We start from the raw sequence: 12,439 nt of genomic DNA, 5'->3' as shown, positions 1-12,439 counted from the left end.
TCATCCGGGGTGCCCCAGCCAGATCGGGGTGGCCATCACAAGGATGTCGGCCTGGAGCACCTTCTCGCGCAGCATGGGCCAGGCGTCTCCCTCCCCCATGTCCGTCCCGACACCGGGGCGTACGTCGTGGTCGGCGACACGGATCGTCTCGGTCGTCACACCGAGCTTGTCGAGCTCGGCGCAGACCTGGTCGGACAGGAGCAGGCTGCTGGAGGGGCGGGGGACGCGTTGAGGGTGCAGACCAAGGACAGGGCACGCGTGGGGTTTCTCCTTGTGCCCTCCGTGTACCCACGGGCCGTGATCCAAGACAGGTGATCCTTCACCCGGCACCGGCGGGCCCCGGCCGCCTTGGTCCACGAGGTCACACGGCGGTCGACAGGAACACACCGGAAGCCACCGTGGCGACGAAGCCGAGAGTGCGGCTCGGACTCCCGGACGCTGTTGTTGTTGCGCGCACGCGGATGAGCACCACGAGGACCCGTCACGCCAGCCCTTGACCCGCGGATTCAAGGTGGCGGAGGCTCACGGACGGGCACCTCGTGCCGGACGGGCAGCAGTGGCCGAGACGCGGCGCGCCGCGGCGGATCGACGTCACCGCCTCCAGGTCACGCCTTGCCCCGGCGGGCCATGAGCCGTACCGCGGTGCCGATCGCGAGCAGCATGATCGCGGCCGCGGTGAGAGCGACGAGGGTCGTCTTCCTGCCGGTCTCGGCCAGTTGCGGAGGCCGGTGCTCGCCGGTGGAGGGCGCCGGTCGGGGCGGGCCGCTCGGCGTGCTGGACTTCGAAGGCCCTGGAGTGGGCGTGCCGGTGGCAGGAGTCGTGGTCGGTGGGGCGGACGGGGAGGGGGTCTGCACCACGGGCGGCCCGACGGAGGACGTGACGGACGGGGTGGGCGTGGCCGATGGAGTCTGCTCTTCGCCGTAGCCGGAGGGCTGTTCACCGTATCCGCCGGACTCCTCGCCGTAACCCGGTCCCGCCGGGACCTCGCGGTCCGTCCCGGGAGGCGGGACGGACGGGTCGCCCTTCCCCTGCTCGCCTCCGACGGCGGAGGAACCCGGCCTGCCCGGCCCGTCATCCAGGAGCGGGCCGAGGGCACTGGCGGGGGCAGCGGTCCAGCCGAGCGCGGCCGCCGCCACGGCTCCTACCAGTGCCGTGCGCACGCTCACGCGCACGCCACCCTTCACCGCATTTGTGCGATATTCACTCATAACGCAGCAGACTCGATGACATTCGCCTGGGATGGAATACGACGCACGGCAGACCTGTCCGACTTCACCCCCCTGCCCGACAGCGCCACGCCCGGAAGCCGCAGGCCGGCGGCACTGATCAGCCAGTGCCACCGCTCCCGCTGCGCCCACCCGACGGGACCGCCCTCGACTCCCCCGCAATCCCGGAATCCCGTTCAGCGGGGTGAGTCGGCGCGGCATCAGGGGCCCCCTGCGCCTCTGAGCCGGAAGGAAGGCCGCGCCGGCAGCGTTGGCTCAGGTTCCGGGCACTGTCTGGAAAGGGCGGTCGAAACCTGCCAGGGCCCGCACGCCCCGCGCCTTTGGGGTTGCGTGAGAGCGCACGCGAACTCCTAGGTTCCGGAGCATGCGATACATCAAACTCGGAACAACCGGACTGGAAGTCTCCGCCATCGCCCTCGGCTGTATGAGCTTCGGCGAGCCGGACCGGGGTGGCGAGCCCTGGTCGCTGGGCGCGGACGCCGGCCGGGACATCATCAGGCAGGCACTTGAGAGCGGCGTCAACTTCCTCGACACGGCCAATGGGTACAGCGCCGGAAGCAGCGAGGAGATCGTCGGCCAGGCGGTGAAGGACTTCACCCGGCGCGAAGAGGTCGTTCTCGCCACCAAGGTCTGGATGCGGATGCGCCCCGGCCCGAACGGCGCCGGGCTGTCCCGCAAGGCGATCTTCGCCGAGCTCGACGCCTCCCTGAAGCGCCTGGGGACCGACTACATCGACCTGTACCAGATCCACCGCTGGGACTACGACACCCCGATCGAGGAAACCCTCGAGGCGCTGCACGACGCGGTCAGGTCCGGGAAGGTCCGCTACATCGGAGCCTCTTCCATGTACGCCTGGCAGTTCACCAAAGCCCTGTACCTTGCTGATCTGAACGGCTGGACCCGGTTCGTGTCGATGCAGGACCACTACAACCTCATCCACCGAGCAGCGGAGCGGGAGATGTTCCCGCTCTGCGTCGACCAGGGCATCGGCGTGATCCCGTGGAGCCCGCTGGCGCGGGGCAGGCTGACGCGGACCCGGGACACCGCCACGGCGCGTGCCGGGACCGATCCGGGCGGCGAGATCCTCTACCACGACGGGGACCAGGCGGTGGTTGAGCGTGTCCACGAGATCGCGGGCAAGCGGGGTCTGTCCCCGGCCCAGGTCGCCCTGGCCTGGGTCATGCGCAACCCGGTAGCGACCTCGCCCGTCGTCGGGGTCACCAAGCCGGCCCAACTGGCCGACGCGGTCGCCGCGGTGGACGTCGAACTCGACGAGGACGAAGCCGCCTACCTGGAGGAGCCCTACCAGCCGCACAAGGCCGCCTACCTGGAGGAATCCTTCTACAAGTCGCGCCCCGTGGCGGCCTCCCGGTAGGCGCAGCCTTCCCGGCGCGTGTCCGGGTGGGGAGACGGCTGGCTGCTCACCCCTCGGGGGAGACAGCCGGCTGCCCCCTACCCACCGCGTTCGCTCTTTGAGCCCGCCTCACGGAGCCGTTCTTGGAGCCCGCCTTACGGAGCCAATTATCGCAGCGCTGTTATATTAGCGCTGTGACATCTTCTGATCCCACCGCGCTCCCCGACCCCTGGCACCGCCTGCACGAGCTTCTGGCCTCCATGGACGCCGAGATCGAGCAGGTCTACATCGAGCGGGGCATCCAGGGGGTACGGCCCCGCTTCGCCTATCCGCTGATCCGGCTCGCCCACACCGGACCGCTGACCATCCGCGAACTCGCGCAGTCCTTGGACCGCTCGCACTCCGCGATCAGCCAGACCATCGCCGCCATGCGCAAGGAAGACCTGGTCACCTCCGAGCCGGGGCCCGACGCCCGTACCCGGCGGATCGATCTCACCGAGCGCGGCCGGTCACTCGTTCCGTTCCTGGAAGCGGAGTGGCGCGCCACGCACGCGACGGTCGCCGAGCTGGATGGCGAAGTCCCTTACGCGATGACCGCCGTGGTGGAGGAAGTGCGCCGGGCGCTGGAACGCCGGTCGATGCGGCAGCGGGTCCTCGACCACCTTGTCGAGCCACCGCGATGAAGAGACGTGGCCGTGTCCGGTTCCTCGATACCCGCCCGCTGCGCGGCAACCGGCCGTTTCGCGCCCTGTGGATCGGCACCTCGGTCTCGCAACTCGGCGGACAGATAGCGAACGTGGCGGTGCTGGCCCAGGTCTGGGACCTGACCGGCAGCCCGGTGGGCACCGGCACCATCGGGCTCGCCACCGGGCTGCCGATGATCGGGTTCGGGCTGCTCGGCGGCACCCTGGCCGACACCGTCGACCGCCGTACGCTGGTACGGGCCACCACCGCAGGCCAGTTGATGGCCGCCGCGGGGCTGTGCGCCCAGGCCCTGGCGGACAACCGCAACGTACTGCTGCTGCTCGCCCTCGTCGCCCTGGGGACGAGCTGCGGCGCCCTGGGTGCTCCGGCTCGGCGCACCTTTCCGGTCCGGTTGCTGCCGGGCGACCAGGTCGCGGCCGGTCTCGCTCTGACCAACATCTCCTTCCAGGCGGCGATGCTGGCCGGTCCCGCGGCGGCCGGACTGATCATCGCCCGCTGGGACTTTCCCGCCGCCTACGCGGCCCAGGCCGCGGCCGCGGCACTCTCGATGCTGACGGTGTTTCGCCTGCCCGCCATGCGGCCCGAGAGCACCGGCCCGGCAGGCGGCAGACGCCGACCCGAGCCCGGCGGCTGGCGGATCCTTCTGCGCCGCCCGACTCTGTGGGGCTCGATGGCCACCGATCTGTCCGCGACCCTGCTCGCCATGCCCATCGCGCTCTTCCCCCTGCTCAACGAGATCCGCTTCCAGGGAAACCCGCAGACCCTCGGCCTGTTCCTGTCGGCCGTCGCGGTCGGCGGGATCAGCGCGGGGCTGCTCTCCGCCACGGTGACGCGCCGACGCCGCGCAGGTCTCATCCAACTGTCCGCGGCGGCCGTCTGGGGCCTGGCACTGGCCTGCTTCGCCTTGGCACAGCCGTTGTGGCTGGCGCTCGGTTGCCTGGCCGTGGCGGGCGCCGCCGACACCATCTCGGTCATCACGCGCAGCGCCTTGGTGCAACTGGAGACCCCGGACGCCTACCGGGGGCGGGTGTCCTCGGCAGAACACGTCATCGGTGTCGCCGGCCCCGAGCTCGGCAACTTCCGTGCGGGCCTGCTGGCATCGGCCACCTCCGCGCCCTTCTCCCTGCTTTTCGGCGGACTGTCCGCAGCCCTGATGATCGCCGTCGTCGCCGCGACCAACGCGCCTCTCCGCGCCTACCGCACACCGAGCGCGACCACGGCGCCGCCCGTCACCAAGAAGCCGACCGTTCCCGGGCCCGCCGCCGACGCCGCACCGGCCACCGACTCCGCACCTTGACCCGCCCTCAACTCCGCGCCCGGCAAAGGGCGTTCAGCTCGGACGGATGAGCGAGGCGACCGCCGACCAACACCGATCCGATCTCCGACGACACCGACGACGTCCCGCAGCCCCTGCCATCCGCCCTCCCTCCCGGCCGTGTTCGACGGGAGGGACGGCACCCGAACTCACAGCGCATCAATGGTCACACGTCCTGGTTCACGACCAGGCGAATGTCTTCAACCCGCAGGAGGGGGCTTCAGGCAGAGCGCGGCGCTCACGTTCCTCACGCGTGGTCAGTCGGCCCAAGTCCCGCTTGGCTCCCGGAGGAAGGTGGCGCATCGCCCGCTCCAGATCATCATGGGCGGCGCTCGTCCCGGGCGAGACGTCACACGGTCGTATGCGTCGGGTAGACCTCGACGTCGGCGTAAGCGCCCTTGATCTGACCCGCGCCCGCGGGCCACTTCAGGTTCACGGTGTGGGTCTCGTTCGGGGGCGTGACGAGAATACTGGTCGGCGACGCGAGGCTCTTGCCGGACGGGTCGATCGTGTAGGCGAGATTGAAGACAGCCGCGTCGCCCGGCTTCAGGACGGTCACACGCGGTTGCGCCGGGCCGCGCTCGATGGGGCTGGACGTGTGATCGGCGTCCTCGATGTCGACGCCCGCGAAACCCGTCACCGAGCAGGTGACCGACCCCCGGTTGACCATGGTGATGTCGATCCGGCCGGCCACCTCATCCGGCGCGGCATCCCTCGCGTCGACGGCCAGGTCCCTCGTCTTGCAGAACGTGCCCCCGCCACCGGTGCCTGCTGATCCCTCTGCGGCGTTCGCGGCGTCGGCGCCCGCCTCGCCACCCTCCGCCGAACCCTGCTTCGCGTGACCCGTTTGCGAACCACCAGAGCCCGAGGACGGAGAGGGCGACGAAGACCCGGCAGACGACGGCGAGGAACTCCCGGAGGGCGCGGCTCCTTCGGAGGACGAGTCCGCCCCCGAGCCGTTGCCGCCACAGGCCGTGAGCGCCAGGACGACGGCCACCGCGACAGCGGCAATGACAGTGCCGCGGCGAGCAGCGGAGGCGGCGCTGCGGCCGGCGGCGGGACGAGGGGTGCGGTCGGTGGTGAGAGCAGCGGTGCGGCTGGACTTCACGGTGTTCCCCCTGGAATAGCGCGGTGCGAGCGGTCAGAACTCTTTGTATCCCGCACCGAGTTACAGCCCGTCTCCCACAGCGTCTTCATCACGTCACAGACCCGGCCCCCTCACACCACCCGGGCGACCGCCCTCGGCTGGTCGGCGGGAGCCTCCCCACGCGGCCCACGCCGACTCCCGCCAGCCGTCGCGCGCGCCACCCAGAGGGCATCAACCCAGCGAAGCAGCAAGCGACTTGATGGAGGACACACCGGCAGTACCTAAGTTCTTCAGGACGGAGCCGCCGGGGTCGCCGGAGATGCTCCGGGTCACTCGCGGACAGCCGACGCCACTTCACGCCTGCGTCTCGTCCTCCCACTTCTCGAAGAAGAACTCGTGCTTGAGGAAGGACACGTCGTACTCGTGACCGGCCTGCGGCGGCAGCAGTTGGGAGGCCTGGAACAGGCGCCAGCCGTCGTACAGAGCGGCGAGCCCCGTGTCGTACGGCGGCTCGTCGCTGTCACCGGTCATGGGGCGGGTCCGGCCGGTCCCGTCGTATCGGGACCAGCCGACCACCTGTGAGTCGAGCGCGGAGGACGACAGGTACAGGACCAGGACTTGCTGTCTCATGCGTGACTCCTCAGGGCCGGGCGGTTGCTGACGCGCGTGACCCAGTGCTCGACGTCGAACGACGCGTCTCCGGTCAGGGCTCGCCACAGCAGAACCCGGTTGTAGACCTCGAGGCGGGCGGTGGCGGCTTCGTACCAGGGGAAGTAGGTGTGGAGTTCGGTGGCGACGGCCGGGTCGTCCAGGTCCGCGGTGTCCCAGAGCCGCACCTGGGGCACGGTCGGGTTGAGGCGGATCTTGTACATGAAGCGGCGGCGCGCGGTGTCGTTGCGGCGGCCGCCGTGCCAGATGCCGTGGTGCAGCAGGACGACCGTGCCCGCCGGGCAGGTCAGGCGCGACTGCCCGCGCAGATTCTGGACGCGGCCGATGTCCGTCTCGTTGACCCTGCGCAGGTGGCTGCCGGGCACGCTGAGCGTGCCGCCCATCTCGGGGGTGACTTCGTGCGGGTAGTACATGAGTTGGATGTCGAACGCGTCCGGCCGTACGTCGATGATCGCGTCGGCGTGGAGATCCTGCGCGTGTCCGTCGTGCGGCTCGCGCACGTGGACGGCGTGGTGGTCGACGGTCGGGTCGGGCCCGACCAGGCTCTCCACGGTACCGGCGACGGCTGGCAGGGCGAGCAGCTCGGACATGAAGGCGTCCTCGGGAAACGCCGTGCGGAGCGGCGTGCCGTAGGGCACTCCGGGCAGTCCGTCCGCCAGGGCGGCGAGGGCTCGCTCGTTGATCTCCTGCGGCACCACCCCGTCGAGGCGTAGGTGCCCCTGCGCGACGAAGCGCGCCATCTGAACCGATGTCAGAAGGTGTTTGCTGGTTGACATGCGACGAACGTACGGCGCCGATACTCCCGCGTCGTGGGCTGAAGTCATCCACTACTGGTAATTTTCCACCCTCATGAAGTCAGTAACGCTGCGGCTCGACGAGCCGCCCTCGGTCGCCGACATCGGCATCGGGGTGCACGGAGTCGCCACCGCGCACGACACCTTCCGGCTGCCCGACCTGTGGCAGCTGCACCTCTACCACTACGACGGCGCGCTCTCCCTCGGCGGCTCCGTCCACCGCATCCGCCCCGGCCACATCAGCCTCGTACCGCCCGACACGGACGTGCACTTCCGCTACCGGGGCAGGTCGGAACATGTGTACGTCCACTTCCGGCTGCACGACAGCGGGGCTCCGTTGAGCGTGCCGGTGATGCAGGACGCGGGCGGCGACAGCACGCGCCTGGCCGAGCTGCTGCGCAGTGCCGTCTCGACCAGGGCATCGTCTCCCCGGCACGCGACCGCCGAGGTGTGGACCGTCCTGTGGCGCGTCGCCGGACTGGCTCGTGTCGATCGCGCAGGCCAGCCGCACCCGCTCGTGGCCGCCACGCAGGCCTACGTCGAGGAACATCTGGCCGGCCCGCTGCGCGTACCGGACATCGCCGCCTCGGTCGGCGTCTCCCACACACATCTGACCCGCGTGTTCCGCGCGGAGACCGGCCTCACCGTCGTCTCGTACATCCGGCGACGGCGTCTGCAGCGGGCCCGCCACCTCCTGCTGTCCTCCACCCAGTCCATCCACGCGATCGCGGCGGCCGTGGGCATCGCGGACCTGCAAGCGTTCAACAAAGCGTGCCGCCGCGAACTCGGCGCGAGCCCACGTGCCGTCCGCGCGGGCCACGAGCACCGGCCCCGAAGGGGCTGATCCTGCCGCCGGATCGGGGCTCACTCACATCAGATGCGACACTGCTCGGGGCATCACGGTCGCCGGCATGAGAGCCCACGGCACGAGATACCGCCAGTCCGGCACGAGATCCCATGGCCCGTGAGCCCACGAAGAGCGGGGACGGCCGTTGAACCGTCCCCGTCACCGCGTCACAGAGGGAGCACCGCGCGGCAGGGCGGCATGTCTCCAGCACCGCTGAGACGCCCCGCCGCGGCGCTTCGGCGTCAGATGGTCGGCCCGCCCCGCTCACCGGGGCCGGTGCCGGGGGAGCCAGGGGTTCCCGGCGGTGTGGGCGTGGTGATGCCGCTGCCGCCGCCACGGCTGTAGTGGGTGCCGAGTTCCTGGTGGTACTCGGGGTTGTCCAGGTGCTTGTTCTTGTCGAACTCCGGGGCAGCCTTGATCTCTTCCTTGGTGCGCGCAACGCGGATGGTTTTCGCCTCGGGGTCGACATGAGTGATGGTGCCGGCGGGCAGCAGCACCTCCTTGCCGAAGATCCACACGCCCGTGTCGACCACGATGTACTGATCGGCGACGTCGCGGGAGTGCGAGTCGACCTTGCCGATACTGCCGTCGCTCGCCTCGACCTTGTACCCCGTCAGGTCTGCGCCCGGGGTGTACCCGGCGGCGTCGGGGTAGTTCCAGATGTTCTCGCTCATGGCGCATCCTCCGCAGATCTTGGCACGCGGGCGGGCGGTACGTTTTGTACCGTGCGTCCCGATCCGCGCCCCCTCCGACTTCCCTCCTGCACGCGAATAAACCGAGCTTCCGCCTTGCTTCTCGTCCGAGGGGCCTGAGTCGGCACATCCGGGGCCGCCTCCCCGCAGGCCGCTTCCACCATGAGTTCGCCGTCGGCCAGGACCTGCCCGGCCGATCATGTTGCCGACGAGGGTGCGAGCGCGTCCAGGACGAGCGTGGGGTACGGGACCAGCGGCATGGTCTGCGTTCCGCCGAAGACGGCGCCTGAGCCGTCTCCGATCGTCAGGGTCCGCAGTCAGACGAGCGCTTGGGCCCACTCGAAGGTGCGGCGCTGTTCGCCACGGAGCTTCAGGAAGCACGCGGTCCCCCGCAGCCTCCCGCACATGTCACACGTGTGCGCGATCGAGTGGCGGCATGGATGACGGACTCAGGGTCCCCCGAGGAAGGTCGCGCAGTGATGGCAGCGACTCGTGGCACGGAGGGAGGTGTTTCCCGCAGTGGCAGGCAGCGGCGCACCCTCCCCGAGCCGAGCCCAGGCCGCCAGATCAGCACCGGGCGACCAGCCCCAGCCGGCCGCCTCGGGATCGTCGACGTAGTGCACGCATCCCCCAGGAATGTGGGCTACGCCCGCAAGCGAGACAAGGATCCTGTCGAACGCGAAGTTCGGTCCCGCCTTGGGCCCGACCCGAGTCGGGTCCGCTCGGCTCGGGGAACTACCGTCAGCGGGGCAGCTACAGCCCATCCCGAGGATCATGTCGCAGCGTTCGCACCGCTCTCCACTCATACCGGCCATGCTGAACGAGTCCCCCGGACGAGGCCGCGTACTACTTCCCCTCCGGCTCTTCGGTTCGAACGCTCCGCTCCCCAGCGGGACATCGCAAAAGTAGATGTCAGCCGATACCGAAGAATGCCTGCGGAAGCGGCGGTGCACCCACCCCAGCGCTCCACGACCACGATCCGAGCCCTGCACCTTAGGGACAGGCGCAACGGAGCCAGCCGATGGCTACCGCTTCACGCCGGCTCCGTTGCGCCCGTCCAGAGACGTGCACCCTGCTCCAGGCGCGGGACCGAGCCGGCGCCTGGCGCCTCGTCACATCACAAATGGCGCGGCGGAGCATTGCGGATGGCTGAACGGCGCGCCCACAGCGCACACCCAAGGAGCACCATTCCCACCGCAGTGAAAACCCAGCCGTCCTCCACTCCGCTGATCCATCCCACACCCCAGGCCAGCGACCACAGAGCGGCCAGCACGCACAAAGCTGTCCATGATTGCACCCACATGCGCTGACGTGCCGCCAGTCGCTGCGACGTTCCGCGTTCCATCGAGCCCATGCCTTGGCTGTCCGCTCCGGTCTCATGAGTGTTCATGCCTGCGCGTGTGCCCCGCTTCACGGGCGGTATGGCCGAGATTCCCCGCACGCCGCGAAGGAGCGGCAGCTTGCCGCGATGCGAATTCCCTCCGTCAGCCCTCGATCTGACGCGGCTTCACTACGTGGAGAGACTCGCTGACGTTCGTCACATCCGATCACCGCCATCAAAGTCGTCATCACACAGTCCGGTTCGACAGCACACGGGCAGCCACTCGGCCGCCGCCTCGCGAACCCGCGCCAGACGAGCACGATCGGGTTCGATCACTGTCAGCACCTCGAAGGCGGCCCCGGCAAGTCCGGGCGAACGGGTCGACATGACCTCCTGATAGAGGAGCCACATGCCCTGGGTGGCAGCGCTCCGGCACCGTTCCGGCAGGTCGAGCCCCTCAGCGGCAGACTCCCGGTCCGTCCCCTCTCCCGTGACCAGGTACTGGAGAAGGTCGAGGAACCGCAGACGGGCCGCGGGTTCCAAGTCCTCCGCGAGGGCCGCCAGAGCGACCGACGTCACCGCGAGTGCCGGTTCCCACAGGACCACCGACGACCAAACATGGTGCTCCAAACCCGCCTGCACCGACGCCCGTTCGTCCCCGTCCTCCGTCAGCTGGAGCAGCTCGGCGACGAGATGCGCTGCCGTGTCGCCGCACCCGCACCGCATGCCCGTCCAGTCATGACGGGCGATCTCCATCTCCATGAGTCGCATAGTCAGGAACTCTAGATACCCGGGGTGTGAGGCATCCGGCCTCGGCCCGGGTCCTGTCGTCGACGACAGCCTGCCGGTACCGCATCCCTGCCCCCGGTATCGCACCTCTGACGAGGGAAGCGACGACGACGACCATCCGCGCAGCCGGTCGCCCGGACGTACCTGCACCGCACGATCCCCCACACGGCCCACAGTTACGGAACGACTCGCGCGCACTGGTGATTTCGCCGATGGCGCCGGGGCCCGTTGCCGCCACCCTGATCCGGACCAGGTACCCGCACCCCCTCAGGAGGGCTCCATGAGCTCCACTCGTCCCCGGCGCAGAATCCTCGGCGCACTCGCGGCCACCGCCGCCGCGCTCGCCTTCTTCTCCTCGACCACGACCACCGCAGGCGCCGACGACACCTCGGCCGCCGTCGCGCGCGCCACGACCTCGCAGACCACCACGCAAACCGCCGCGCAGACGCTGTCCACAAGCACGCCGGTCGTGTTCGTCCACGGCTACACCGGCAGCGCTTCCAACTGGGTCACCGCCATGAGCGTGTTCCGTGCCAACGGCTGGGCCAGTTCCAACCTCTTCGCCTACGAGTACAACTCGTACGGCAACAACATCACCAACGCGCAGGGACTCGCCTCCTACGTCAACACCGTGAAGGCGCGGACCGGCGCGAGCAAGGTCGCCATCGTCAACCACTCGATGGGCGGGCTGGTCAGCCAGTACTACCTGAAGGTTCTGGGCGGCAACAGCAGCGTCAGTCACCTCGCCTCGATCGCGGGCGCCAACCACGGCACCACCTACGCCGGCGCCTGTCTCATCTACACGACCTGTCAGCAGATGTACCCGGGCTCCTCGTTCATCTCCCAGATCTCGTCCGGCGACGAGACGCCCGGCACCACGAAGTACGCCACGTGGTACTCGGCGTGCGACGGCATCATCATCCCGTACACGAGCACCCGCCTCGATGGCGCGACCAACAACAACGTGGCCTGTCAGACCCACATCGGGTTCCTGACCGACACGATCGTCCTCGGCCAGATCGCCCGCTTCGTCGCGTCCTGACCGCTCGCCCCTGAGCAACCGGCTCGCCCCGGAACCACTCCGTCTTCGCACATCACCACACAAGGGTGGGCCCGGCTCCCGGAGCCGGGCCCACCCTCACATATCTCGTGCGGCGGTTGGACCCGTGCGCCACCCATCTCCGACGGGAGCGAAGAGACGGAAGCGAGCCGCCTACCCCCCGCCGGCCTCTTGGCCGTTGGCTTCGTTGGCACGTTCGATCTCGGCCATGTGCTCCTCCGCCCAGGTCCGTAGCCCCGCGAGCACGGCCTCCAGCGACAGCCCGAGTCCGGTGAGTCGGTAGAAGACCCGCGGTGGCACGGTGGGTTCGACCCGACGTGACACCAAGCCGTCGCTGGTCAGGCTGCGCAGCGTCACGGACAGCATCTTCTGCGAGACGCCGGGCATCCGGCGTCTCAGCTCCGCGAAGCGCACCTCGTCCGGTGCGGCGTCAGCGAGCGTCTTCACGGCCATCGACGTCCACTTCGTACCGATGCGATCCAGCAACTGCCGCGTCGGGCAGTCGGGATCGAACAGATCGCCGCGTACCCCGCGACCGGCGGCTCGGTCTCCTCCGGTGGTCACCTGTGGCTCACCACCT

Annotated in this window: 12 protein-coding genes and 1 pseudogene; 5 read left to right on the top strand and 8 right to left on the bottom strand. The window is 69.5% G+C overall.

Features of this window, described 5'->3' with window-relative positions; translation table 11 throughout:
• Positions 1 to 6: 6 nt before the first annotated feature.
• Both V2W30_RS38920 and V2W30_RS38915 read right to left on the bottom strand, forming a co-directional pair.
• Positions 7 to 251, bottom strand: a pseudogene (locus tag V2W30_RS38920) (NAD(P)H-dependent oxidoreductase); the annotation flags it as partial.
• A 354-nt stretch (positions 252 to 605) separates the two neighbouring features.
• On the bottom strand, positions 606 to 1,166 hold the full coding sequence (locus tag V2W30_RS38915) for a hypothetical protein (RefSeq protein ID WP_338703320.1): 561 nt from the start codon (positions 1,164 to 1,166) through the stop codon (positions 606 to 608).
• Between the two features lie 424 nt (positions 1,167 to 1,590).
• Here V2W30_RS38915 and V2W30_RS38910 point away from each other — a divergent pair, with 424 nt between their 5' ends.
• The 3 genes from V2W30_RS38910 to V2W30_RS38900 all read left to right on the top strand — a co-directional run bounded on the left by V2W30_RS38910 (position 1,591) and on the right by V2W30_RS38900 (position 4,582).
• Positions 1,591 to 2,601 (top strand): aldo/keto reductase, encoded by a 1,011-nt coding sequence (locus V2W30_RS38910; protein WP_338703319.1) that lies wholly within the window; start codon positions 1,591 to 1,593, stop codon positions 2,599 to 2,601.
• Positions 2,602 to 2,774: 173 nt separating this feature from the next.
• On the top strand, positions 2,775 to 3,263 hold the full coding sequence (locus V2W30_RS38905) for a MarR family winged helix-turn-helix transcriptional regulator (RefSeq protein WP_338703318.1): 489 nt from the start codon (positions 2,775 to 2,777) through the stop codon (positions 3,261 to 3,263).
• Positions 3,260 to 4,582, top strand: a complete 1,323-nt coding sequence (locus tag V2W30_RS38900) for an MFS transporter (RefSeq protein ID WP_338703317.1) — start codon at positions 3,260 to 3,262, stop codon at positions 4,580 to 4,582. Before V2W30_RS38905 ends, V2W30_RS38900 begins: the two co-directional genes overlap by 4 nt.
• A 367-nt stretch (positions 4,583 to 4,949) precedes the next feature.
• On the opposite strand, the gene V2W30_RS38895 is transcribed toward V2W30_RS38900, so the two are convergent.
• From V2W30_RS38895 to V2W30_RS38885, 3 genes are all read right to left on the bottom strand, one after another.
• Positions 4,950 to 5,708, bottom strand: a complete 759-nt coding sequence (locus tag V2W30_RS38895; RefSeq protein WP_338703316.1) for a DUF4232 domain-containing protein — start codon at positions 5,706 to 5,708, stop codon at positions 4,950 to 4,952.
• 333 nt (positions 5,709 to 6,041) lie between these two features.
• Positions 6,042 to 6,317 carry a hypothetical protein gene (locus V2W30_RS38890; protein ID WP_338703315.1) on the bottom strand — a complete coding sequence of 92 codons (276 nt, stop codon included), beginning with the start codon at positions 6,315 to 6,317 and terminating at the stop codon, positions 6,042 to 6,044.
• The gene (locus tag V2W30_RS38885) at positions 6,314 to 7,132 is read right to left on the bottom strand and encodes a phytanoyl-CoA dioxygenase family protein (RefSeq protein WP_338703314.1); all 819 of its coding nucleotides are present in this window, start codon (positions 7,130 to 7,132) and stop codon (positions 6,314 to 6,316) included. Before V2W30_RS38885 ends, V2W30_RS38890 begins: the two co-directional genes overlap by 4 nt.
• 73 nt (positions 7,133 to 7,205) lie before the next feature.
• Between V2W30_RS38885 and V2W30_RS38880 the strand changes: the two genes are divergently transcribed.
• Positions 7,206 to 7,994, top strand: coding sequence for an AraC family transcriptional regulator (locus V2W30_RS38880; protein ID WP_338703313.1), 789 nt, complete (start codon positions 7,206 to 7,208; stop codon positions 7,992 to 7,994).
• Positions 7,995 to 8,239: 245 nt separating this feature from the next.
• Here V2W30_RS38880 and V2W30_RS38875 read toward each other — a convergent pair whose 3' ends face one another.
• On the bottom strand, positions 8,240 to 8,671 hold the full coding sequence (locus tag V2W30_RS38875) for a PRC-barrel domain-containing protein (RefSeq protein WP_338703312.1): 432 nt from the start codon (positions 8,669 to 8,671) through the stop codon (positions 8,240 to 8,242).
• A 1,555-nt stretch (positions 8,672 to 10,226) separates the two neighbouring features.
• Entirely contained in the window at positions 10,227 to 10,772 is a 546-nt protein-coding gene (locus V2W30_RS38870; protein WP_338703311.1) for a hypothetical protein, read from the bottom strand.
• 307 nt (positions 10,773 to 11,079) lie between these two features.
• Here V2W30_RS38870 and V2W30_RS38865 point away from each other — a divergent pair, with 307 nt between their 5' ends.
• Positions 11,080 to 11,841, top strand: coding sequence for an esterase/lipase family protein (locus V2W30_RS38865; protein ID WP_338703310.1), 762 nt, complete (start codon positions 11,080 to 11,082; stop codon positions 11,839 to 11,841).
• 171 nt (positions 11,842 to 12,012) lie between these two features.
• Here the strand turns inward: V2W30_RS38865 and V2W30_RS38860 are convergent, their stop codons facing one another.
• The gene (locus V2W30_RS38860; RefSeq protein ID WP_338703309.1) at positions 12,013 to 12,423 is read right to left on the bottom strand and encodes a helix-turn-helix domain-containing protein; all 411 of its coding nucleotides are present in this window, start codon (positions 12,421 to 12,423) and stop codon (positions 12,013 to 12,015) included.
• Positions 12,424 to 12,439: the final 16 nt, after the last annotated feature.

The sequence above is a fragment of the Streptomyces sp. Q6 genome (assembly GCF_036967205.1).
In the GTDB taxonomy this organism is placed as follows: Bacteria; Actinomycetota; Actinomycetes; order Streptomycetales; family Streptomycetaceae; genus Streptomyces; species Streptomyces citrinus.
The sequence above is the reverse complement of the archived record's forward strand: the minus strand, read 5'-3'. Positions and strand labels throughout refer to the sequence as shown.

Bases quoted from the DNA above. Each gene is read 5' to 3' on its own strand.
- V2W30_RS38880 (WP_338703313.1), top strand. From the start codon at position 7,206: ATGAAGTCAGTAACGCTGCGGCTCGACGAGCCGCCCTCGGTCGCCGAC.
- V2W30_RS38875 (WP_338703312.1), bottom strand. From the start codon at position 8,671: ATGAGCGAGAACATCTGGAACTACCCCGACGCCGCCGGGTACACCCCG.
- V2W30_RS38890 (WP_338703315.1), bottom strand. From the start codon at position 6,317: ATGAGACAGCAAGTCCTGGTCCTGTACCTGTCGTCCTCCGCGCTCGAC.
- V2W30_RS38865 (WP_338703310.1), top strand. From the start codon at position 11,080: ATGAGCTCCACTCGTCCCCGGCGCAGAATCCTCGGCGCACTCGCGGCC.
- V2W30_RS38900 (WP_338703317.1), top strand. From the start codon at position 3,260: ATGAAGAGACGTGGCCGTGTCCGGTTCCTCGATACCCGCCCGCTGCGC.
- V2W30_RS38910 (WP_338703319.1), top strand. From the start codon at position 1,591: ATGCGATACATCAAACTCGGAACAACCGGACTGGAAGTCTCCGCCATC.
- V2W30_RS38885 (WP_338703314.1), bottom strand. From the start codon at position 7,132: ATGTCAACCAGCAAACACCTTCTGACATCGGTTCAGATGGCGCGCTTC.
- V2W30_RS38870 (WP_338703311.1), bottom strand. From the start codon at position 10,772: ATGGAGATGGAGATCGCCCGTCATGACTGGACGGGCATGCGGTGCGGG.